This window comes from Planctomycetota bacterium (genome assembly GCA_016235865.1).
Classification (GTDB): Bacteria; Planctomycetota; MHYJ01; order JACQXL01; family JACQXL01; genus JACRIK01.
The window spans coordinates 51682-73977 of record JACRIK010000027.1 but is presented as its reverse complement, the minus strand read 5'-3'; the positions used below and the strand labels follow the sequence as shown (position 1 = coordinate 73977).

Annotated in this window: 19 protein-coding genes and 2 tRNA genes; 16 read left to right on the top strand and 5 right to left on the bottom strand. The window is 51.5% G+C overall.

The annotated features are described in order from the left end of the window. Positions 1–50: 50 nt before the first annotated feature. From HZA49_08545 to lpxK, 4 genes are all read right to left on the bottom strand, one after another. Positions 51–287 carry a hypothetical protein gene (locus HZA49_08545; GenBank protein MBI5779488.1) on the bottom strand — a complete coding sequence of 79 codons (237 nt, stop codon included), beginning with the start codon at positions 285–287 and terminating at the stop codon, positions 51–53. A gap of 134 nt (positions 288–421) precedes the next feature. Beyond that, positions 422–1186 (bottom strand): 4-hydroxy-tetrahydrodipicolinate reductase, encoded by a 765-nt coding sequence (gene dapB, locus HZA49_08540; GenBank protein ID MBI5779487.1) that lies wholly within the window; start codon positions 1184–1186, stop codon positions 422–424. Between the two features lie 306 nt (positions 1187–1492). After that, entirely contained in the window at positions 1493–2629 is a 1137-nt protein-coding gene (gene thiE, locus HZA49_08535; protein ID MBI5779486.1) for a thiamine phosphate synthase, read from the bottom strand. A gap of 51 nt (positions 2630–2680) precedes the next feature. Beyond that, positions 2681–3718, bottom strand: a complete 1038-nt coding sequence (lpxK, locus tag HZA49_08530; protein ID MBI5779485.1) for a tetraacyldisaccharide 4'-kinase — start codon at positions 3716–3718, stop codon at positions 2681–2683. Between the two features lie 271 nt (positions 3719–3989). Between lpxK and HZA49_08525 the strand changes: the two genes are divergently transcribed. The 5 genes from HZA49_08525 to HZA49_08505 all read left to right on the top strand — a co-directional run bounded on the left by HZA49_08525 (position 3990) and on the right by HZA49_08505 (position 11184). After that, positions 3990–7142 (top strand): redoxin domain-containing protein, encoded by a 3153-nt coding sequence (locus HZA49_08525; GenBank protein ID MBI5779484.1) that lies wholly within the window; start codon positions 3990–3992, stop codon positions 7140–7142. A gap of 71 nt (positions 7143–7213) precedes the next feature. Then, positions 7214–8140 (top strand): hydroxyacid dehydrogenase, encoded by a 927-nt coding sequence (locus HZA49_08520; GenBank protein MBI5779483.1) that lies wholly within the window; start codon positions 7214–7216, stop codon positions 8138–8140. 3 nt (positions 8141–8143) lie between these two features. Beyond that, entirely contained in the window at positions 8144–8503 is a 360-nt protein-coding gene (locus HZA49_08515) for an STAS domain-containing protein (protein ID MBI5779482.1), read from the top strand. Between the two features lie 87 nt (positions 8504–8590). Continuing rightward, positions 8591–10099, top strand: coding sequence for a DUF1015 domain-containing protein (locus HZA49_08510; protein MBI5779481.1), 1509 nt, complete (start codon positions 8591–8593; stop codon positions 10097–10099). A 14-nt stretch (positions 10100–10113) separates the two neighbouring features. Further along, the gene (locus tag HZA49_08505) at positions 10114–11184 is read left to right on the top strand and encodes an alanine--glyoxylate aminotransferase family protein (protein MBI5779480.1); all 1071 of its coding nucleotides are present in this window, start codon (positions 10114–10116) and stop codon (positions 11182–11184) included. Between the two features lie 527 nt (positions 11185–11711). Here HZA49_08505 and HZA49_08500 read toward each other — a convergent pair. Further along, a complete protein-coding gene (locus HZA49_08500; GenBank protein MBI5779479.1) occupies positions 11712–13304 on the bottom strand; it encodes a protein kinase in 1593 nt (530 codons plus the stop codon). Positions 13305–13459: 155 nt separating this feature from the next. On the opposite strand from HZA49_08500, the gene tadA reads away from it, so the two are divergent. The 11 genes from tadA to HZA49_08445 all read left to right on the top strand — a co-directional run bounded on the left by tadA (position 13460) and on the right by HZA49_08445 (position 22286). After that, a complete protein-coding gene (gene tadA / locus HZA49_08495; GenBank protein ID MBI5779478.1) occupies positions 13460–13939 on the top strand; it encodes a tRNA adenosine(34) deaminase TadA in 480 nt (159 codons plus the stop codon). 72 nt (positions 13940–14011) lie between these two features. Next, positions 14012–14085: transfer RNA gene (locus HZA49_08490), tRNA-Arg, on the top strand. A 185-nt stretch (positions 14086–14270) separates the two neighbouring features. Then, a tRNA-Ser gene (locus tag HZA49_08485) sits at positions 14271–14359 on the top strand. Between the two features lie 16 nt (positions 14360–14375). After that, entirely contained in the window at positions 14376–16826 is a 2451-nt protein-coding gene (locus tag HZA49_08480) for a hypothetical protein (GenBank protein MBI5779477.1), read from the top strand. After that, positions 16817–17236: a PEGA domain-containing protein gene (locus HZA49_08475; protein MBI5779476.1), complete on the top strand. Its 420-nt coding sequence runs from the start codon at positions 16817–16819 to the stop codon at positions 17234–17236. The genes HZA49_08480 and HZA49_08475 overlap by 10 nt, the downstream gene beginning before the upstream one ends. Continuing rightward, positions 17237–17590, top strand: a complete 354-nt coding sequence (locus HZA49_08470; protein ID MBI5779475.1) for a PilZ domain-containing protein — start codon at positions 17237–17239, stop codon at positions 17588–17590. Then, positions 17591–19003 (top strand): UDP-N-acetylmuramoyl-L-alanine--D-glutamate ligase, encoded by a 1413-nt coding sequence (gene murD / locus HZA49_08465; protein MBI5779474.1) that lies wholly within the window; start codon positions 17591–17593, stop codon positions 19001–19003. A gap of 56 nt (positions 19004–19059) precedes the next feature. Then, entirely contained in the window at positions 19060–20466 is a 1407-nt protein-coding gene (locus HZA49_08460; GenBank protein MBI5779473.1) for an MFS transporter, read from the top strand. Continuing rightward, positions 20445–21425 carry a tRNA dihydrouridine synthase DusB gene (gene dusB, locus HZA49_08455; protein ID MBI5779472.1) on the top strand — a complete coding sequence of 327 codons (981 nt, stop codon included), beginning with the start codon at positions 20445–20447 and terminating at the stop codon, positions 21423–21425. The genes HZA49_08460 and dusB overlap by 22 nt, the downstream gene beginning before the upstream one ends. 67 nt (positions 21426–21492) lie before the next feature. Further along, positions 21493–21774 carry a glutaredoxin family protein gene (locus HZA49_08450; GenBank protein ID MBI5779471.1) on the top strand — a complete coding sequence of 94 codons (282 nt, stop codon included), beginning with the start codon at positions 21493–21495 and terminating at the stop codon, positions 21772–21774. Beyond that, the gene (locus tag HZA49_08445) at positions 21771–22286 is read left to right on the top strand and encodes a ferredoxin:glutaredoxin reductase (GenBank protein ID MBI5779470.1); all 516 of its coding nucleotides are present in this window, start codon (positions 21771–21773) and stop codon (positions 22284–22286) included. Before HZA49_08450 ends, HZA49_08445 begins: the two co-directional genes overlap by 4 nt. The last annotated feature ends 10 nt before the right edge of the window (positions 22287–22296 follow it).

Below are 22296 nucleotides of genomic sequence, written 5' to 3'. Positions count from 1 at the left end.
AAAAACAGACCAAAATAGGTTGCAGGGGATAGGTTAATTCCGATGACACTTTACTTTATCGCGTCGGCTAGTTTCAGTTGGTTACATTTTGTAACCGACTCACTGCCTTCTTTATTTAGTCGATTCTTTAAGACCTTCCAATAGTTTCTGTCCGATTTATAATCCGTCTGCTGAATCAGCGCCCCGATGATATACACCAATGAAAAGAACCAGGTGGCTGACGCCTCATCATATATCCGGCGGATTTTATAATCTTCAAAAACCGCCAGCGCTCTTTCTTTATTCATAATTTAATCTCCTATGCTTAATCCTATTCCTTCGCTAAGTTTACACTGAGCCAAGCGAATGTGCCTCTATGACAAGCCTATCATTTAGCTTCGCCTTGGCAAGGTTTTGCGTTAACGGGAGGAAAGAAGCCACTCTACTTTATCGCATCCCGCCCCGCAGGGCGAGGCTCGCCAATGGCGGTAGCCATGGTATAAAATCCGGGCCGGACTTTGGCCAGGAAACGGGCGACCTTTAATGCGCCACGGCTGAAGATGTCTCTGGTGTGGACCCGGTGGGTCAATTCTATGCGCTCGCCTAAGGTGCTGTAAATTGCCGTGTGGTCGCCCACCACATCGCCTATGCGTAATGAGTGGGTCGGTATCTTTTTACCGGTAGTAGCGGTAATGGCGTCAGCCAGTCGGATGGCCGTGCCGCTGGGCGCGTCTTTCTTGAACCGGTGATGTGTCTCTACTATCTCTATATCGTATTCCTGGCCTAATATCGCCGCAATCTGGGGAGCGACCTTGAAGAGCAGATTGGCCCCGATACTCATATTCGGACTAATCAGACAGGCAATCTTCTTGCCGGCTAAACGAATCTGGTTTTTCTGGGCCGTACTTAATCCGGTCGTGCCGATTAATAATGCGGTTTTGTATTTGAGGCATTCCTTGAGAATCTTCATTGTGCCCGCCGGATGGGAGAAGTCAATCATTACACTTGCTCTCTGGGTCATCCCAGCAGACAGGCGAACGCCCAAGGCCTTGCCCAGACCGGCCATCAGGCCGATGTCCTTGCCGATGTTGGGATTATCCGAACGGTCAATAGCCATAACCAGCCGAAGGTCCTTGGATTCAGTTATCAGACGCACCAGCGAAAGACCCATCTTGCCTGACGCGCCGTTTATGCCTATCGTAATCATAACACTAATTAACCTTTCCAGCCACACAAGTCAAGATTTTGAAACCACAGATAAACAAGGAAAACAGCAACCACGAATAGACACAAATAAACACGAATGAATAATAAATATACTGCCCCAGAAATTAAATGATAACAACTGGATTACACTGATTAAACAGATAGATTCGTTTCCCACTGGGACCCTGTGGGTCACTCACTACAAGTAATTCTAATCTGATAATTAACCTGCGCGCCCCGCCCGTACGGGTCGGGGTGCTCGGATTCACGCTCCGCTTAGTTCCGTTAAATCCTGTTGTCTAATTTATTAATGTCCCTTGTGGTTAAGTATTTTATTTATCCGCCTTGTTGCTTCTGATACATTCTTGCTGTTGAGAATCCCCGATGAAACCGCAATCTTGAGCGGTTCTTTAAATAACCTCTTATGCGCCTTCAACAGAACCGGCAGATTTCTTGCGGTGATGCCGCCGATAGCCACATAGGGAATATGTATCTTCCTGGCCACCTCCTTGAGATAACTGAACCCAACCAGCGCCAGATGCGGCTTGGTGGGCGACGAGAACATCGGACCGACCGAGACGTAATCAGCCCCGTTCCGCTGGGCGTCCAGCGCCTCGGCAATGGAATGGCTGGTGGCGCCGATAATCTTATCCGGCCCTAATATTTTGCGAGCGTCACGGACAGAACAATCAGTGGCGCCCAGATGCACGCCGTCTGCATTGCTCAACAAAGCAATATCAATCCGGTTATTGATAATAAACAAGGCCTGATGCGCTCTGGTAATCTTCCGAAACTTTACAGCCAGCTCCAATAATTTCTTGTCGGTTAATGATTCGGTACCGCTCCCCTCACCTATCCTCTCCCCACAGGGGAGAGGGAAGGGTGAGGGGGTATTTACTCTTAATTGAATAGCACCTGCTCCTCCCTTAATCAAATCCCTGATAATCTTATCGTTCCGGATGCCCGGCACCAACACATAAAGACGCACCTTATCAAATGCCTTGTTAGGATAGAGGATAAATGAGAATTCCTGTTCTAATTGGTATGCCTCAAAGCGCAGGCGTTCAACATCCCTAACCACAGATGACACACATTCGCTTTGCTCAGTGCAAGCAGATTTACACAGATTATCTTTAATAATAGTTTTAGAATACTCTGAAATACTGCGTAATGACTCGCTTAACCGGCGGAGATTACTGATGACAATCTCAGCGGTTGTCTTGGCTGATGTCGCGGTTTCCTTGCCGATATCGGCCTGAATATCCCGGCTGGCCAGCATCTGCCGAGCGCAGGGCTTGAGGATATTTACTAATTGATGCCTAATGCTCCGGGCCTTGGCGCTCAAGACCGCATCCTCCAGGATAAAGCGGGCGTAATCCTCTATAACCCGGGTTGCCTCCCGCGCCCGATTGGCATTGACGTCAATGATACGGAAATACAGCATAGAGCGTATAGCGTAGAGCGTATAGCGTATAGCGTAGAGATAATCTTGTCTCTATGCTCTTTGCTCTAAGCTTCCTATCACATCTTCTCCTTGGATTATTTCTATCTTTATCTTCAGATAATAGCAGGGAATATCCTGTGGGATTGTTACGCCTTTCAGCCGCAGGGCGTCCTTTTCCGTGGTCACAAAGGCCTCGGCCTTTTCCATCTTCGCTTTCAGGAACATGGCCTGAAGGTCCGGCTGGGAATAGTAATAATGGTCCGGAAATATCGAAAGGCCCTTGACCATGCAGAGCGCATTGAGGGTCTTGTGGAACTGGAATGGATTGCCGATACCGCAGAATTCCCAGATATTCTGGCCTTTGATTTCGGCCAGGTCAATGGTTTTATCCGGCTGGGCCATGTCCACCAGATATTGCGGCTTATGAATCGCCTTGACCATCTTCTTATTATACCTTTTAAGTTTCTGCTCCAGCACATTGAGTTGCTCCGGTGTCACCAAATCAGCGTGGGTAATGACAAAGATATCAGCCCGTTTAAGGGCGGCCAGCGGCTCGCGTAGAATCCCGGCCGGCATCAGCCGTCCCTTACCAAACGGATTAGTGGCGTCTATAAGCACAATATCCACATCACGCTTTAATGAAAGATGCTGGAACCCGTCATCAAGGATAATGGTCTGAACACCCTGTTCTTTTATCAGTTTCTCGCCACTACTGACCCGGTCGGGATTAGTAGCCCGAATCACATTAGCCGGCAGGGCCATATTCTCGTCATCTTCTGTGGACTTAGACCCGGCTCCATATCCTCTAGTCAGAATCCCGACCTTGCTTCCTTTAGACAGTTTCTCTGCCAGATAAAGCACAAAAGGGGTTTTGCCGGTCCCGCCCACGGTCAGATTGCCCACGCTGATGACCCGGGCAACCAATTTACGCGACCTGAAGATGCCAATCCAATAAAGGAACAGGCGCAGTTTGATGCCGATATAATAGAAAAATGACATCAGACGGAGCACCCCCCGAACCTGCCACCAGAAAAACCCCTTGGGATTCTGGTGCACGGCCCTAAACCAAATCTGTCTGATAAACTTCATAATGGTAATTATCTGACACACCCCCGACCCCTCTTAATAGAGGGGAGCACTATCGTAAGTCCCCCACTTAACGGGGTCAACCCCGCACATAAGTATAACGATTTAATTAAACACTTATATGCTACCGTTTAACGAACTTTATTGCAGTATTGTTAACATAGTTTATGTGCGGGGTCAATGGATTTATCGTTGGAAATATTGAACATCATGACCGTTTGCTATATAATAATCCGAATTTCCATCATAACCGTAACTAAGAAGGGATTCGACTATGGTTATCAGACACACCAAACTGGTTTTAGGCGCGCTTCTGGTTGTTTTCATGTTATCCTCCTGCAAGTCATCCGGTTCAAAACCATACGCGGACATCTCCAAATATGCGCCTGCCAAATACGTTGCCAATGTCCAATCGGCATTGAATGAAGCCGGCGAGAACGCCCCGGAACTGCTCAAGGTTTTGACCACGCTCAAAGGCGAGGAGTTGGAAGGCGCGGCGTTCCTCATCAGCACCATGCCCTTCCCGGACCTGATTTCCATCAAGGCCGATTATCTGCTGGAGCACATCCATTACGCATATCTGATAAAACACAAATACCATTGGATGAAGGATATGCCCGAGGACACTTTTTTGGCCTATGTCCTGCCCTACCGGATGGCTGAAGAACCGATTACCGCGCATCGCAAATATTTCTACGACCAGTTAGACCCGCTGGTTAAGGACTGCGAGACGATGTTAGAGGCGGCTTATCAGGTCAATCTCTGGCTGGGCGGCGAGCGCAAAGACACCCAGGCCGGATACGCCAAGCAACGGGTCCATTTTGAGCCGAGCGAGGCCAGGGACAAATCGCCCTTTGCCACGCTTCTATCCAGCCAGGGACGCTGCGAGGAGATGATGATTATCTTTATGGCCGCTACCCGAGCGGTCGGCATCCCGTCTCGGAGCGTCTATACGCCTTACTGGCCCAAATGCGACAACAACCACGCCTGGACCGAGATCTGGGCCGGCGATAAATGGTTTTCCATGGGCAGCTGCGAACCATCCATCCAATCAGCCATGGCCGCCACAGCCGGCCGGGCCTGGTTCACGGAATTCTCAGCTACCGGCGCGGCGATTTACTGCGCCCGGTTCGGACAGCCCGAGGACAAGTCCACAATCTACCGGGCCAGTAAAAAGGACTCCATTCTGAACGTCCTGTCCAATTATTCGCTGACCTGCAAATTGGATGTCACCGTTCTGGCGGCCGACGGCCAGCCGGCTTCCGGCACGCCGGTGACACTGTCCGTGGTAAACTGGGCGGTATTCCGTAAGGTCGCCCTGCAGAAGACCGATGCCCAGGGCAAGGCCTCGATTACCACCGGCGTCGGACAGTATATGCTCAGCGCCGGGAATACCGGACAGCTGGACTGGCAGATTATCTCCACTATTTCAGGCACCCTGCCCGTCACCATGACGTTATCAAACAAGAGTGGCCCGTCCGGTTATTATACCCTGCGCTTCCCGGACACCCATGCGGCGTATGTGGCGTTTAATCCGGCCGCGGCCAATGCCGGGCCTGACCCGGAAGTCCCGGCCAAATATAAGAAAATTAATTCCGACCATTGCCCGATAGCGCCGCCGGAGGCCTATTATTGCGCGGAGTTCAAAATAGAGGAACACCCAGATGTCAACGAACTAATCATGTCCAGCCCGCTGTCCGGCAATATCATCAGCGTGCTGAAGCGCTCGGGCGGCAACTGGACGGAAATCGTTGCGGCTATGAATGAAGCCTCCAAGGAACAGAAAGAAGACCTGTTCTGGCTGGTGGCCCAGATGAACCTGGTGGACAGCATCGAAACCAACAAGACCATCCTGCTGGAGCACGTCAAGTACGCCCAATTAGCCCGGAGCCAGATGCCGGTAAAGGTAACCGACGATATTTATCATTCCTATGTCCTGTCGCCCCGGATGCCCTACATGCATATTTATCAATGGCGCAAAGATCTTTATGACCTGCTCATGCCCGTGGTTTACCAAGGTAAAAAACCTCTGACCATTACCGAGGCGGCCTTAAGAATCAACCAGTGGATTGAACAGAACATCAAGATAGCGGACTCAGCCAGCGGCCGGTTTTTCTGTTCGCCCAATCCGGCCGATGTCTTTAAGAGCCGGCGCGCGCTCAAGGGCGGGCCGGTTATGTCCACCATCGCCGCATTGCGGTCTGTGGGCATCCCGGCTAATATCAAGTCCGACTGGGTGGAGTTTTACGACGGCGCCAACTGGCTGCCGCTTTATCCCATGGACAGCAAGAATCTGGGCAAGACGGAATTGAACGAGGATACCAAAAAGCAATACGTCAAGAAAGGCGGGGTAAGAATCATCACCACCAAGAACGGATTTGAATACCAGACCAGCGAGATGAATTGCGGCATTTCCAGGTTCAGCGACGGCGGCTGGGATTTCCTGGAAGAGGAGCTCAACGTCAGCAACGGCTGGCTGACCGCGGCGCCGGGCGAATATCTCCTAACCGCCGCCAACCGCAACGCCAACGGCGATGTGCTTATCTACGCCCGGCCGATTACCATCGCCTCGGAAAAAGGCATTGAGGTAACTGTACCGCTGGATTTGCCGATGGATATGCTCAGCAGCGGTGAACGGGTGGTACGGGAACTCAAGACCCGGCCGGATTTCACCCTGACGGATAAGGCCGGGCAAACGCATAACTTACAATCAGCGCTCAAGAATAATAATATACTCCTGGTATTCTTCACCCTGGAATCCGAGCCGTCCCTGAGGATGCTGCCGCTGATTCAGTCCACGATTAACCAGGCCAAATCAGCCGGCGTGGAAATCTGGACCGTGCTGGTTGACGAAAAGGGCGAAAATGACGAGCGTTTAAACGGCGTGTCACTACCGATGTTGCTGGATAAGGATATGGCCGCGGCCAAACAGTTTATCCCGGATGTGGCCACCAAGAAAAAGGAGCTTATGCCCTCGGTGCTCCTGATAAACAAGGCCGGCGCGGTTATTCTCTGGAAAGAGGGTTATAACCTGGCCATCAACAGTATTTTAGCGGATAGTTTCACTGCCCTGCTGGGCGGAAAGTCAGATATCACTACCCTAGAGTCGCTCCAAAGCCAGGTAAAATTCCAAGAGACTGATTTAGCCGGGCTGGAATACATCCAGAAAGGCCTGGAAGCCCTGGAAGGCGGTAACTATGCCCAGGCGGTTGAGTATTACCAGAAGGCGGTGGCCTGTTTCCCGAACATCTCCGGGCTGTGGTATAATTACGCCTGCGCCCTGTCCCGCAATAACAACATTGACGAGGCATTTATGGCCCTGAAAAAGGCCATCGAATTCGGGATGACCGGCCTGGACTGGGCCAAAAAAGACCCGGACCTGGAAAACCTGCGCCGGGATAAGCGGTTTAATGAATTGATACCGTAATTTCTTGATATTATCGGGTAAAACAGGTATTATAGGAGGACAGTAGCGGGGGAAATTAGAGAGGAGAACACATGAAGGTCTTAATCTGCGACAAGGTGGAAAGTTCCGCCGTGGAAAAGATGCGCCAGGGCGGACTGACCGTGGACGACAAGGGCGGCATCACGGCCCAGGATCTGCTTAACGTGGTGGGTGACTACGACATTATGGTCGTCCGCAGCGCCACCAAGGCCACCAAAGAGGTCATCGAAAAAGGCAAGAACCTGAAACTCATCGTCCGGGGCGGGGTGGGCATGGACAATATCGACGCCGAGGCGGCCAAGAAAGCCAATGTCAAGGTGGAAAACACACCCGAGGCATCGTCTATCTCGGTGGCCGAACTGACCATCGGACTGATGTTCGCCTTAGCTCGGAAAATCACCATTGCCGACAGCACCATGAAGACCAGCAAATGGGAAAAGAAGCGCCTGGAAGGCACCGAGCTTTACCAGAAGACGCTCGGCTTAGTCGGCGTGGGCCGAATCGGATTTGAAGCGGCCAAGCGGGCCATCGCCCTGGGTATGTCCGTCATCGGCTACGACCCCTATCTCAATCCGGTGCCGGAACATATCACCAAAGCCGGCATCAAAATGGTCAAAACCCTGGATGAGGTTTACAGTCAAAGCGATTATATCTCGCTCCATATGCCCAAGACCAAGGAAACCGCCGGCATGATTAACGCCGAGGCATTCCAGAAGATGAAGAAGACCGCCTATATCCTCAACTGCGCCCGGGGCGGCATCATCGTGGAAAAGGACCTGGCCGAAGCGCTCAAGGCCGGCACCATTGCCGGCGCGGCTATTGATGTCTATGAAAAAGAACCGGTTACGCCGGACAATCCGCTGATTGCGGTGGGCGAGAAAATAATCCTGACGCCCCATCTGGGCGCCTCTTCGGTCGAAGGCCAGAACCGGGTGGGCGACGCGGTGGCCGATAAACTTATCGCTTTCGCAAAGAAATAACCTATGCAAGAACTGGCTATTGACGTTAAAATACTGGAAGGCAAGTCCTGCCTGATAACGCTGGACGGCGTATTGAATAACGAGACCTCGGAAACGCTTTTCGAGGCAATCCAGTCCCTGTTTAACCGTAAGATATGGAAGCTCGTAGTAGACTTATCCGGAGTGAGCTATATGGGCAGCCCGGGCATCGGGCTGTTTATCTCTCTGCTGGATGAACTGGAAAAGCACAAGGGCACGATTGTCTTTATCAGCCCCCAGGCCAATGTCATGGAGGTATTCAAACTATTCAAGCTGTCCACCTTCTACAGCATTACCAATAACCTGCAGGATGCCATTAAAGAACTGAGTGAATTGTCCCATTAATATGACAGCCCCCCGATATAACATCGGGGGACATAAGAGTCCATAAGCCGCCCTACTCCAACGGACTCTAAAGAGAGGACCAAACAAATGACCGATATCCTGCCTTTTTACGGCATCACCTATAACAAGTCCAAAATCAAGGATTACGGGCTGGTCCTGACCCAGCCGTATGACAAAATCACGCCCGAGATGCAGGCCATGTATTACAAACGGAACCCCTACAACCTGGTGCGCATCACCAAGGGCAAGGACCTCAAGGGCGACAACGACAGCAACAACAAATACACCCGGGCGGCTGATTATCTCAATGCCTGGCTGAAGAAGAATATCCTGGTCCAAGACAACAAGCGGGCCATCTATGCCTATCACGAAGAATTCCATTCACCCATCAAGAACAAGTCCGCCTGTGGCGCCGAAGCGCCATGGCGCCCTTATGGCGCTCACGCGCCGGAAATCCGCAAGGGCTTTATCGGACTGATGCGGCTGGTGGAATTCGGCCAGGGCGGCGTCCATCCGCACGAACGCACGCTCCTCAAGCCCAAGCAGGACCGCTTAAGCACCATGCGCGCGGTGGGCGGCTCGACCGGACAAATCTTCATGCTCTACTCGGACCCGAAACTGGTCATCAATCAGGCCCTGGCCCGGGTTACCAACTACCGGCCGGCTGATATCAAGCTCAAAGACGACGACGGCGTGATTCACAAGCTCTGGAAGGTCACCGATCCCAGGATAATCAAGGTTGTCCAGAACACCATGAAAAAGAAGGCCGTCTTCATCGCGGACGGCCATCACCGCTACGAAACCGCGCTTAATTACCGCAACGAGATGCGCGCCCTGGGCCTGAAATGCATCGGCAACGAGTCATTCGAGAACCGGATGATGACCTTTGTCAATATGGACGACAAAGGCCTGACCATCCTGCCCACCCACCGGCTCATCTTCGGGCTTCGCAGCGACAGCGGAGTCCCGACCAAATCGGGGAAGGACTTCTCCTTCAATAACCTGCTGGCCAAGCTCAAGCAGTATTTCTGGATTAACGAGTATCCAACCCACACCTCCAAAGAGGAAAAGGCCAGCCGCCAGGAATTCTCCGAGGACCTCAGGATGACCGGGGAGCGGGCCCATGCCTTCGGACTGATTGTCAAGGGCGTCAAGAAATACTTCGTGCTCACCCTGAAGAACGACAAGATAATGGATAAGGTCATCACCGAAAAACAGTCGTCCACCTGGAAACGGCTGGACGTGACCATTCTCCACTCCCTGATACTTGAGAAAATGCTGGGCATCAACAAGGAACAGGTGGCCAACGAGGAAAACGTCAACTACATCCGCTCCGAAGACGAGGCCATTGACAGCGTAACAAAAGGCAAGTACCAGATGGCCTTCATCCTCAATCCGACCAGGATTGCCGAGGTCAAGAACGTCTCGCTCAAGGGCGAACGGATGCCCCAGAAATCAACTGATTTCTATCCCAAACTCCTGAGCGGTATCGTCATCAGTAAGATAAACTACCTGCACGAAAACGAAACCAAGGGCAGCGCAAAGGGCAAGAAGGCCCGTAAGGGTTGCGCCATTTGCTCGGCTTCATTCAGATAGAAAGAGAGAGTGCTATGCACAAGAAACTGTTTATCCCGGGCCCGGTCGAGGTCTATCCGGGCGTGTTAAACGCCATGGCCACGCCGATGATCGGACATCGGACCAAGGACTATACCGACCTGCACGGCGCGGTAAAGGGAAAACTCCAGCAACTGCTCTACACCAAGAACAAGATATACCTGAGCACCTCGTCCGGCACCGGACTGATGGAGGCCTGCGTGCGCAACTGCATCAGCAAACGCGCCGCTCACTTCGTCTGCGGTGAATTCGGCGAGAGATGGTTCGGCATATCGGTCGCCAACGGCAAACCGGCCGACAAGTTTGAGGTCCCGCTGGGCCAGTCCATAAAACCGGCCATGGTTGATAAGGAATTAGCCACCGGCAAGTATGACACGGTCTTTGTCACCCACAACGAAACCTCGGTCGGCGTGATGAACCCCTTGAAGGAAATCTCGGACGTAGTCAAGAAGTATCCAAACGTGCTGTTTATGGTGGATGCAGTCAGTTCAATGGCCGGCGCCAAGATAGAAGTGGATGCCTGGGGCATTGACGTGTGCCTGGCCAGCACCCAAAAGGGCTTTGCCCTGCCGCCGGGCTTTGCCATCTGTTCGGTCAGCGGACGGGCTTTGGAGCGCGCCAAGACCGTCCCGAACCGCGGCTATTACTTTGACTTTGTGGAATTCGACGCCTTTGACGCCAAGAACCAGACCCCGACCACGCCCTCGGTCTCGCACATCTTCGCGCTCAATTACCAGCTGGACCAGATGCTCAAAGAGGGACTGGAAAAAAGGTTCGAGCGCCTGAAAGAACTGGCCAAGATGTGCCGCAAGTGGGTGACCGACAACGGATTCAAGCTCTTCACCGAGCCGGGCTATGAATCAATCACCATGACCACGGCGGACAACACCAAAAAGATAGACATCAAGAAACTCAATGAGGAATTAGGCAAGGTCGGCTATATGATATCAGCCGGCTACGGCAAGCTCAAGGACAGCACATTCAGGATTGCCCATATGGGCGACTGCAACGCCGAGGAACTCAAGGGCCTGCTCGATGCCATGGACAAGATACTCAAAACCATGTAGAAACACCTTTAGCGGGGCGTCCCGATGCAACATCGGGGCGCCCTTTTCCTCTTAAGAAACCATTCAAAATATCTATTTTCGGCTATTTCCGTTTCCCCATCCCCATATAAATCAACCACTTACTTTGGCAGGGGGGAGGTGCCCCACCCCCATTAGACTAACCCCCCGCCCTTATTGATATTATAGGCCCTAACTCTTGGTATAATAAGCCATATTTCTTAGTAACTTAAGCCCCGGTTCTGATAGTTATATACCATACTGCTTGATAGCTAAAGCCCCTGTTCTTGGTATGATAAGCCCATCTTTTTGGTAAATAAAGCGCCTCTTCTTGGTATGGTAAGCCCTATTTCTTGGTAAACTAAACCCCAGTTCTGATAGTTATATACCATACTGCTTGGTATCGTAGGCGCCGTTTCTTGGTATGATAAGCGCTACCTGTTCATATAAGACGGGGGAGCGTCAAAAAATGTTATAATGCATCACTACCCATCAGATAGCCATAGATAGTTGAGGTGTAGGCGATAATTTTATTTCTCCGTCGTGCTGATGGTGCAGGTGTCCTCGGCCCGGGCTTGTTTGGGCACCAGTTCCAGCGACCGGGTGACCAGTTCGCTTTCGCCTAAACTGGCTAATTTGCCCAGGTCCCGGAAATCCTTTTCGCCGGCCTGGATGTCCATCTCGGTCATGGGCTGTAAACTGGCCACGGCCCAGACCGTCTCCGTGCCAAAGGGCGGCGTGACCGTAATCCCAAAGTTCATCTTGCTGTCCGGTATGGTGTAGACCTGACCTCCTTTGATTTTGTTGTCACTGCTGTAAGGATTGGGGAAGAGCATCTTGACGGTTCCCGCACCATCGCGATGATAGAGATAGATAGAGCAGTCCTTGTTGGCCCGGAAATGGAATTTCAGGTCGTCGCCTTGCTTGTAGGTCGCGGCCTTGCCGTCATTCACCCAGACCTTGATGGCGAATTTCTCGTCAACTGCCGGGACTGTCTGGTCTGTTGGACTATCTACTATTACGCCAGTGCCTCCCGGTGCGCCGATTTTGCCAGTTAACTCAGTTTGGTCGTTTTTGGCGATTGGGCCAGCAGACGTCTGATTCTTATAGAAGATAAATCCGCCGGCCAGGAAAAGGACCAGGGCAATCGTGGCATAAGCCAGATTGCGCGCGGTCTGTTTCCGGCGCACGGCGCCTGAAACAATGGTCGCATCCAGGGTGGCATTCTTGGCGTGAATCAGCCCGCTCTTCTGCTTGAAGCCGTTCAGGTCCTCCAGCATCTGGGCCGGAGTGGCATAGCGGCTGTCCGGGTCCTTGTGCACGCACTTCATTATGATGTCTTCCAGCTCCTTGGGAATATCCTTATTAAACTGGGACGGAACCGCCACCGTGTCATAGATATGGTGGCGAATCATGCTAACGGCTGTTTCGCCCTCGAACGGAATCCGGCCCGTGGCCATTTCATACAGCACGATGCCGAGTGAATATATGTCCGAACGGATGTCCGCGGTCTTGCCCATGCCCTGTTCAGGCGAGATGTATTTGGGCGTACCGATGATGGTGCCGGCAATGGTGGCGTCTTTGCCGCCGGCTGATAACTTGGCCAGCCCGAAGTCCATAACCTTAATTTTGCCGGCCAGGATACTGATAGCGCCGTCTCCGGCGGATTTAACCACGGAGGCAGAATGAGCCACCATGATATTGGACGGTTTGATGTCGCGGTGGATGATTTTAGCGGCTGATTCCCAGGCCGCATTGAGCGCCTGGGCCACGGACTGGGCCACGTAGATTATTTCGTCGGTCGAGAATTTATAGCCGCTGTCAACGAAACTGCTCAGGGGTTTGCCCTCCACATATTCCATTATGAAATAATACGCGCCTTCGTGCTGGCCGGCTGAATAGACGTGGATGATGTGGTCGTCGGTGATTTTGGCCAGGATTTCCGCCTCGCGCTTGAACCGGCTGACGAATTCCGCGTCCTGGGTCAGGTCGGATTTCAGGATTTTAATAGCCACCGGCCGGTCCAGGGATTTCTGTCTCCCGTGATAGACCTCGCCCCAGGCGCCTTTGCCGATTAACCGGTCTTCGTATAATTCGAATTCACCGATGGTCTTTGTTGGCATAGAATAATTATACCACAGAACCGGAATAAATGCAAGGAAAAGCAACCACAGATTTCGCAGATTACACGGATTATATTTTGGAAAATCTGTGCCCATCTGTGTAATCTGTGGTTTTTCTTGCCTTCTTCGGCTGATTCTGGTAGAGAATATGCCGTATGCTTGAATCTGAGATACACCCGGTCTATATGAAGGAGGCGATTAAGGAGGCCGTCAAGGCCCTGGATGACGACGAGGTGCCCATCGGCGCCATTATCGTGCACAAGAACCGGATTATCGCCCGGGCCTATAACCAGCGCGAGCGGTTGAAGGACCCGACGGCCCACGCGGAGATGATTGCCCTAACCCAGGCCGCGGCCTATCTGGAGGACTGGCGGCTGAACGATGTGACGCTGTATGTAACCATAGAGCCGTGCATCATGTGCGCCGGGGCTTTGGTCAATGCCCGGGTCAAGCATCTGGTCTATGGAGCCGATGACTCCAAGGCCGGCGGCTGCGGTTCGATTGTCAACGTGGTCAATGACAAACGGCTGAATCACCGCATTGAGGTGGTCTCAGGCGTGATGGCCCGGGACTGCCAGTGGCTGATGAAGGAATTCTTTAAGAAGAAGAGGAAGGCCGCAGATAAACAATGCTAATAATTCCCGGCAAAAACTGCCGGGATAACTCGCTGTAACCCCACCCCTACGGGCTGGGTAACAGCGAGTAAAGCGCCCGTAGCTCAACTGGATAGAGCTTTTGATTACGGATCAAAAGGTTACAGGTTCGACTCCTGTCGGGCGTATATACTAATAAATAGCCACAGAGGCACGGAGAACACGGAGTTAATTACTCTCTGTGAACTCTGCGACTCTGTGGCTAATTTTCTTACGGAGAGGTTGCTGAGTGGTTGCCCCGATGAGTAATCGGGATAAGAGCCAGTAACGACCATAGGTCTAACTGGCTCTAAAAAGCGGCGGCCTTAAACACGGAGGGATGCCTGAGTGGTTGAAAGGGCCCGCCTCGAAAGCGGGTGTCTGCCTTATGGTGGACCGTGAGTTCAAATCTCACTCCCTCCGTTCTATTTTCAGACAAATGAAATACTTATTTCCTCTTTGTGTCCTTTGTGCCTTTGTGGTGAATCCTCTCTTTTCTCACGCAGAAGATACTGACGATTTCATTGCCTCAGCCATCAAGGGCGAATACCGAAAAGCCATCAGTGATGCTCAAAAAGTCCTGACCAGATTGCCTGACAACCTCTTCACCCGCCTGGTCCTGAGCCATCTCTATCTGGAGACCGGAGAATACCAGAAGGCAGAAACACTGCTGGAGTATTTTCCGGCCATAACCGAATCAGCATCATCTAAACTCAAACCCCAGGAACTGCTCTGGCTGGCCCAGGGCACCTGGCTGTATGCCACGCGCCAGGGCGATAAGGATATTTTCCAGAAGGTGGTACGTGATTTACTGCCTCAGATAGAGAAATCGGCAACAGAACCATCATTACGCTCGGCGCTCTATACGTTCTGGGGCAATTGCTATCTGGAGAAGGGCGACCTGCCGGCCGCGGCCGGGTGCTTCACCGACACTTCGAAGACAAATCCGTCTTCGGCCGAGGCATATCTCGGCCTGGCCAAGACCTATTTTGCCATCTGGGACCGGGAAAAGAATCTTTATAATATCAATATGGCTCTGAGTTTATCATCCCCGCCTGACGACAAAACAGGAGCCACATCCTCTACCGTATCAACCGTATTACCCCTTCTTTCAGTCCAGGCTGAAGCCTATAATCTCCTGGCTACGGTCCAATTGATGAACGAGCAGTTTTCCAACGCGCTTGATACCGTTAATAAATCCCTGTCCATTAACCCTAATTCGGTCTCATACCGGGCTACCAGGGCCAGCATTTATTATCTCACCAACAAGATGCCGGAGTTTGACAAGGAATGCCGGGCAATCCTGGAGGTGAACAGGAATCCGGCGTTGTTCTATCTGATTATCGGAGATAATTTAGACCGGCGACTGTTTTATATGGAGGCAACCGGATTCTATGAAAAGGCGCTGACCCTGGACGGGCATCTCTGGGACGCCCGGACTGCCACCGGATTCAATTATATGCACCTCGGTCCAGACTATGAAATGCAAGGCCGAAAATTATTGGGCGAGGCCTTTGCCCGCGACCCGTTCAACGTCAAGGTCCACAATATGCTCAAGGTCCTGGATGCGCTCCGGGATGAGTTTGAGATAGTCAAGACCGGGGATTTTGAGATTAAGATGCACAAGGACGAGCGCTTCCTGTTGGAGCCGTATATGCCGGAGTTGCTGGAGGACGCCTATGATAAGTTCACCACGCTCTATCAATACAAGCCGATAACGCCGTTGCTGGTTGAGGCCTTTCCGAACCACAATGATTTCTCGGTCCGGCTGATGGGCTTTCCGGGATTTATCGCGGCGCGCGGGGTGTGCTTTGCCCAAACCTTCCTGGTTTTATCGCCCAAGGCCCAGGAACAGATGGCCGAGCGTTTCCACTGGGGCTCTATTACGGTGCACGAATTTATGCACATCATCACCCTGCAAATGAGCCGGTTCCGCGTGCCGCGCTGGTTCACCGAGGGCTGCTCGGTCTATGCCGAGAAACTCTATAACCCGGCCTGGGGCGAGGAGATTGAGGACGACCTAGTCAAGGCCATCTCGGAGAACAAGCTCAAACACCTGACTGATTTCGTGGACCGCCGGGACGCCGACGTAACCCATTCTTATTACCTGAGTTCGGTCATCATAGAATACCTCCACCATAAATACGGGATGGAAACGATTATCAAGATGCTTAAAGGCTGGGGCGCGGGTAAGGATACCGAAACGATTTTCAAGGAATGCCTGGATAAAAACGTGGAAGGATTTGATAAGGAGTTCTTCGACTATTTTAACAATGAGTTTCTCAAGGGCATCAATTTCAAGGAGTTCGAGAAGACGTTCAACAATGCCCGGGAGTTATACAAGCGCAACAAGACTAATGAGGCGATTGCCGAATTCATAAAGGCCAAGCAATACTTTCCGCATTATGCCAAAGCGGGTTTCAGCCCCTACCACTACCTGATTTCCATTTATGAAGAACAAAAACAGACAGACCAGATGTATGCCGAGATAGAGGAGTTAATCAAGATTAATCACTTGGATTTCACCAACCGGATGAAGCTGGCCAAACACTACGTTTCGCTGAAGCAGTACGATAAACTGGTAGCGCTCCTGCAAGACGCGGTCTATCTGGAACCGGAGAGCATCCAGCTACATAATTACCTAGCCAAAGGATACCGCGCCCAGAAACAACCTGACGCCGCATTGCGGGAATACGATATGGCCATCCGGCTGACCATGAGGACGACCTCCGGCGAACGCAACAAGGTATTGGCTGATTTTTATTGCTCTCAGGCGGAGATTTATTTAGAATTGAGCAATAAATCCCGGGCCAAGGAACTCCTTATTAAAGCGGAGGAGTTTTATCCTGACTATAAGAAAATCGGGGAGTTAATGAGAAAATGCGATTAATTGGTTTAATTATTCTATCAATCCTGCTGGTGAGTTGCGCCGAGCACCGGATTCTGATTACCTCAGAACCGGCCGGCGCAAAGGTCACGCTGGACGGACAGGATAAAGGCATTACGCCGCTTTCGGTGCCTTTCACCTTCTACGGCAAGCGCGAAGTGCTGCTGGAAAAAGACGGCTACCAGACCTATAAATCCATCATCCCAGTCAGCGCCCCGATATTCCAGATTTTTCCGCTTGATATTATGATGCTCCTTATCCCTTATCCTTTTGTGGACAACCACTCGTTCTATTTCATCCTGGAAAAACAGGGCAAGACCGATATCAAAAAATCATTAGAAAGAATGGAACGCCTTAAAGACCACTTAGAGGAAAAGCTGAAAGAAGACGGGGCGAAGCAGGACAAGAAATAAATGGGCAGTTCATCGGCCGAAAAAAGGAAGTTCCCCCGCGTCAATACGCACTTTGTGGTATCGTATTGCCCGCTGGAACGCCAGGACGCACTGGATATATCCCAGACCAAGAACTTAAGTATCGGCGGAATGGCCATAACCACCAGTATTCAATTCCAGACCGATGCCAGACTTATCCTAAAGGTCCGGGTGCCCTCGGCGCGCGAACCGGTGGAGATTATCGGACGAGTGATCGAATCATCGCCGATGGGCAAGCTGGCGGTTTATAACACCAGGATTGAATTCCTGGCCATAGATGAAAAGTATCGCCAGGCAATTATAGATACCGTAGGCCATCATCTGAAGAAGGGCTAAATGAATTTAACTGCAAATATATTCAAAGGCAAGCGCGTTACCGTAATGGGCCTGGGGCTCTTCGGCGGAGGCGTGGGCGTCACCCGCTGGCTCCATAAATCCGGCGCCAAAATAACTGTTACAGATATCAGAAAACCATCCGAACTACAAGAATCGCTTCAGGCGCTGGCAGACCTAAAAGGCATCAGCTATCATCTGGGCGGGCATCGGACCAAGGATTTCACCAAGGCGGATTTGGTCGTGGTCAATCCGGCTGTGCCGCCTGATTCGCCTTATCTGGCGCTGGCCAAGAAGAACCGCGTCCGGCTGGAGACGGAAAGCAATCTCTTTTTCCAGCTCTGCCTGGCGCCGATTATCGGCGTGACCGGCAGTAACGGCAAGACCACTACGGCGTATCTGATTGCCGAGATGCTCAAGGGCACAAAGCGGAAAATCTGGCTGGGCGGCAATGTCGGCAAGGATTCACTGCTGGAAAAGACCGACCGGATTGGCAGAAACAATATCGTTGTCCTAGAACTCTCCAGTTTCCAGCTGGAAGACCTCAGTCGCATCCGAAAGTCACCCCATATCAGCGTGGTTACCAATATATCGATTAATCACCTTGACCGGCACAAAACAATGCGCAATTATATTAATGCCAAGAAATCCATCCTGCGCCATCAGGCCAAATCCGATTACGCCGTCCTGAATCTCGATGACTGGGAAGTCCGGCAATGGGTAAAAGAATCAGACGGCAAGATATTATATTTCAGCCGCCGCAAACATTCTTACGGCGGAGTATTTATCCATAATAACAAATTCTATATCTCGGCCAATGGCTCCAGGCGCGCTATCTGCGACACCTCCGATACCAGATTGCTGGGCAATTTTAATCGTGAAAATATCTCAGCCGCCCTGGCTGCGGCCGGAATCTTTAATATACCGACGGCTCATCTGGCCCAGGTCATCAGGACGTTCCCGGGCGTGGAACACCGGCTGGAATTCGTGGCTGAGGTAAACAACGTGAGATATTATAACGATTCGATTGCCACCAATCCGGTCTCGACCATCGGCGCCATCAACGCGGTATCCGGCAATCTTCATCTCATCCTGGGCGGTTATGACAAGCTTCTGCCTTTTGACGAATTAGCCAAGACAATCATTCGCAGTCACCGGCGCGTCAAAAGCGTTATCCTGATAGGCGCCACGGCGGATAAGATTGAAAGTGCCTTATTAAAATACGGCTCTGGCTGTCTTCAGGATAATACAGTTATATTAAAAGCAGGCTATCTTCTGGAAACGGTGCTCTTAGCCAAACGAATCGCCAAGACCGGGGATACGGTTTTGCTGTCACCGGCCTGCGCCAGCTTTGATATGTTTCGTAACTTCGCCGAACGCGGCGCACTATTTAAGAAAATTGTAAAATCCCTGTGAGACACAATGGCTGATTACTCACACCCAAGGACAAATACCCTATTTATTTAATGCTTATGGAAAATGAAATTTCGGCCAACAGATGGTCTATCCTGCTGATCACCCTTTTAGCGGCATTCCTGATGCCTTTTATGGGCTCGTCCATCAATATTGCCCTGCCTTCTATCGGAAAGGAATTCAATCTCGATGCTATCCTGCTCAGTTGGGTAGCCACGGCCTTTATCCTCTCGGTGGCCGTATGTCTCATTCCATTCGGCCGAATCGCCGACATCCACGGCCGCAAGCGGATATTCATACTCGGGATAATCATTTATACGCTCGGCTCGACCCTGGCCGGATTTTCCGTATCCGCCGCGATGCTCATTGCTTCGCGCGCCCTGCAGGGCATCGGCAGCGCCATGTTTTCGGCCACTGCCCTGGCCATCCTGACCTCGGTATTTCCCAAAGAGCAAAGAGGAAAGGTCCTGGGCATCAGCGTGGCGGCGGTTTATCTTGGGCTTTCGTTAGGCCCGCCCCTGGGCGGGCTTATCACCCAGCATCTCGACTGGCGCGCCATATTCCTGATTAACATACCGCTCTGCCTGATAATCCTGGTCTTGGCGCTCTGGAAAATATCGGGCGAATGGACGGACGCAAAAGGCGAGCGTTTTGATTTTATCGGATCTGTCGTCTATGGTTTGATGCTTATATCGTTGATGTACGGATTCTCGCTCCTGCCCGGAATCGCCGGAGCGGCGTTTATTGCCTCCAGCGTATTATTATCCGTATTATTCGTCAGGCGCGAGATAAGAATCCAGCATCCGATTCTTAACATCGCCATATTCCGAAATAATACCGTCTTTATCTTCTCCAATCTGGCCGCCCTGATAAACTACAGCGCCACCTTTGGCGTGGGTTTTCTCCTGAGTTTATATCTCCAATACATCCGGGGTTTCAGTCCCGCATCGGCCGGAATGGTCCTGATAGCCCAACCCATTATCATGACAGCGTTCTCGCCGTTTGCCGGGATGCTCTCGGACCGGATTGAACCGCGGATGGTCTCGTCAATCGGCATGGCGCTTACCGTGGCCGGACTGTTCCTGCTGTCTTTCCTCAATGGCGCCAGCAACCTGATATTCATCGTCGCCTGCCTGGTTATCCTGGGCTCAGGTTTTGCCTTGTTCTCATCGCCTAATACAAATGCGGTAATGAGTTCGGTGGACCGAAAAACCTACGGCATTGCCTCGGCTATGTTAGGCACGATGCGGCTGCTAGGCCAGATGTTCAGCTTAGGCGTGGTCACCCTGCTTTTTGCCTTATATTTAGGGCGGGTCGAAATCACGCCTGAATATTATCCGATGTTCCTGTCCTGCATGAAAACCGCCTTCCTGGTCTTTGCGATAATCTGTTTTGTCGGCGTCTTTGCCTCGCTGGCGCGGGGCAAGGTAAGAAATAATTACGTATGTTCAAACTCGGAAAAGTAACCCTTTCTCCGCCGATTCTCCTGGCGCCGATGGCCGGGGTAAGCGACCTGCCCTTCCGGCTGATTACCCGCTCGTTCGGCTGCGAGTTCGCTTTTGCCGAGATGGTCAGCGCCCGGGCCCTGGCCTACAAAAGCAAAAAGACCCTCAAGCTGATTGCCTCAGTCCCGGAGGATAAGCCGCTCGGCGTGCAGCTGCTCGGGGCTGACCCGGTCTTTATCCGGCAGGCAATAGAAATAATAAACCAATCTGATTTTGCGGCATTGGATTTTAATGCGGCCTGTCCGGTCAGAAAAGCCGTCAACCGGGGCGAAGGCGCGGCGCTGCTCAAGGACCCCAAAAAACTCCATGCGCTGCTCCAGATTATTGTCAAGGAATCAAGATTGGCGGCCTCGGTCAAGATACGCTCGGGCTGGGATGAGAATTCAGTCAATGCCGTGGATATCGCCCGGCTGGCTGAAGACGCCGGCGTAAAAACCATTTTTATCCACGGCCGGACCAGGGCTCAAAGCTATCGGGGCAAGGTGGATTACAATATCATCCGTAAGGTTAAAGAGTCGGTGCAGATACCGGTAGTAGGCAGCGGAGATGCATTTTCGCCGGAACTGGTCAAAAAGATGTTCGACGAAACCGGCTGTGACGCGGTGGCCATTGCCCGGGGCGCCTTGGGTAACCCCTGGATATTTCCGCAGGTCGCTCAGTTTTTCAAGGATGGCGCAACTGCGCCGCAGCATTCACTTGATGACTTGATTAAAACAATGCATAAACATTTCGAACTATTATGCGACTTCCACGGCGAGCGGATTGGCGTGGTTGTTTTCCGCAAGTTCTTTTACTGGTACACCAAAAGAATCCCCGGCATCAGGCCGTTAAGAGAAAAGACATTCCGGGCCAAGACCAAGGAAGAGGTAACAAATATTATGGATGAATTAACCCGGATGGATTTAATCGCGCCTGGTTGATAAAAGAATTGACTAATCGATATGTCTTTGTTAGATTAATACTCTAATATTTAAACTTGGAGGTTTTATGGAAATAAAACATATTGATGGGAAAAATAAAGGCAAAGTAATGTTGTATACCTTAAGCACCTGTATCTGGTGCCGGAAGGTCAAGGATTTGCTCGGCCAGCTCGGCGTAGAGTATTCCTATGTGGATGTTGACCTGCTGGGAGAGTCTGAGAAATCCAAGACGGTCGATACCATAAAAAAATGGAATCCATCCTGCTCTTTTCCAACCATGGTCATCAATGAAAAGAAATGCATCGTGGGGTTTGCCGAGGATGAAATAAAAACTGAATTAGGAAAATGATTAACATCACCGATGAGGAAATCCAGCGGGTATATGAAAAGTTAAATCGCGAGGCAAAACAAAGCGGTTACAATCTCAACCCCGATTTGGAGTTTACCAAAAGCTTAATTAAAGGATTGCTGGTAAACGAGAACCGTTACGGCTACTGGGCTTGTCCTTGCCGGCTGGCTTCGGGCAAGAAGGACCAAGACCTAGATATCATCTGCCCCTGCGATTACCGCGATGCGGACTTGAATGACTATGACGCCTGTTATTGCTGCCTTTATGTTTCGGGCCGGGTAGCCCGGGGTGAGAAGAAGGCAACCTCCATACCCGAGCGGCGCCCGGTGCCGGAGCAAAAAGCGAAGAAGGAACTGAAGCCTATGGATAATACCGTTTCCAGCCTGCCCTTACCGGTCTGGCGCTGTAAGGTCTGCGGGTATCTCTGCGCCCGGGAAGAACCGCCCGAAACCTGCCCTATCTGCAAGGTAAAAAAAGAACGGTTCGAGTTATTTATCCCTGCCGATAAGTAGCCGCAAGTTA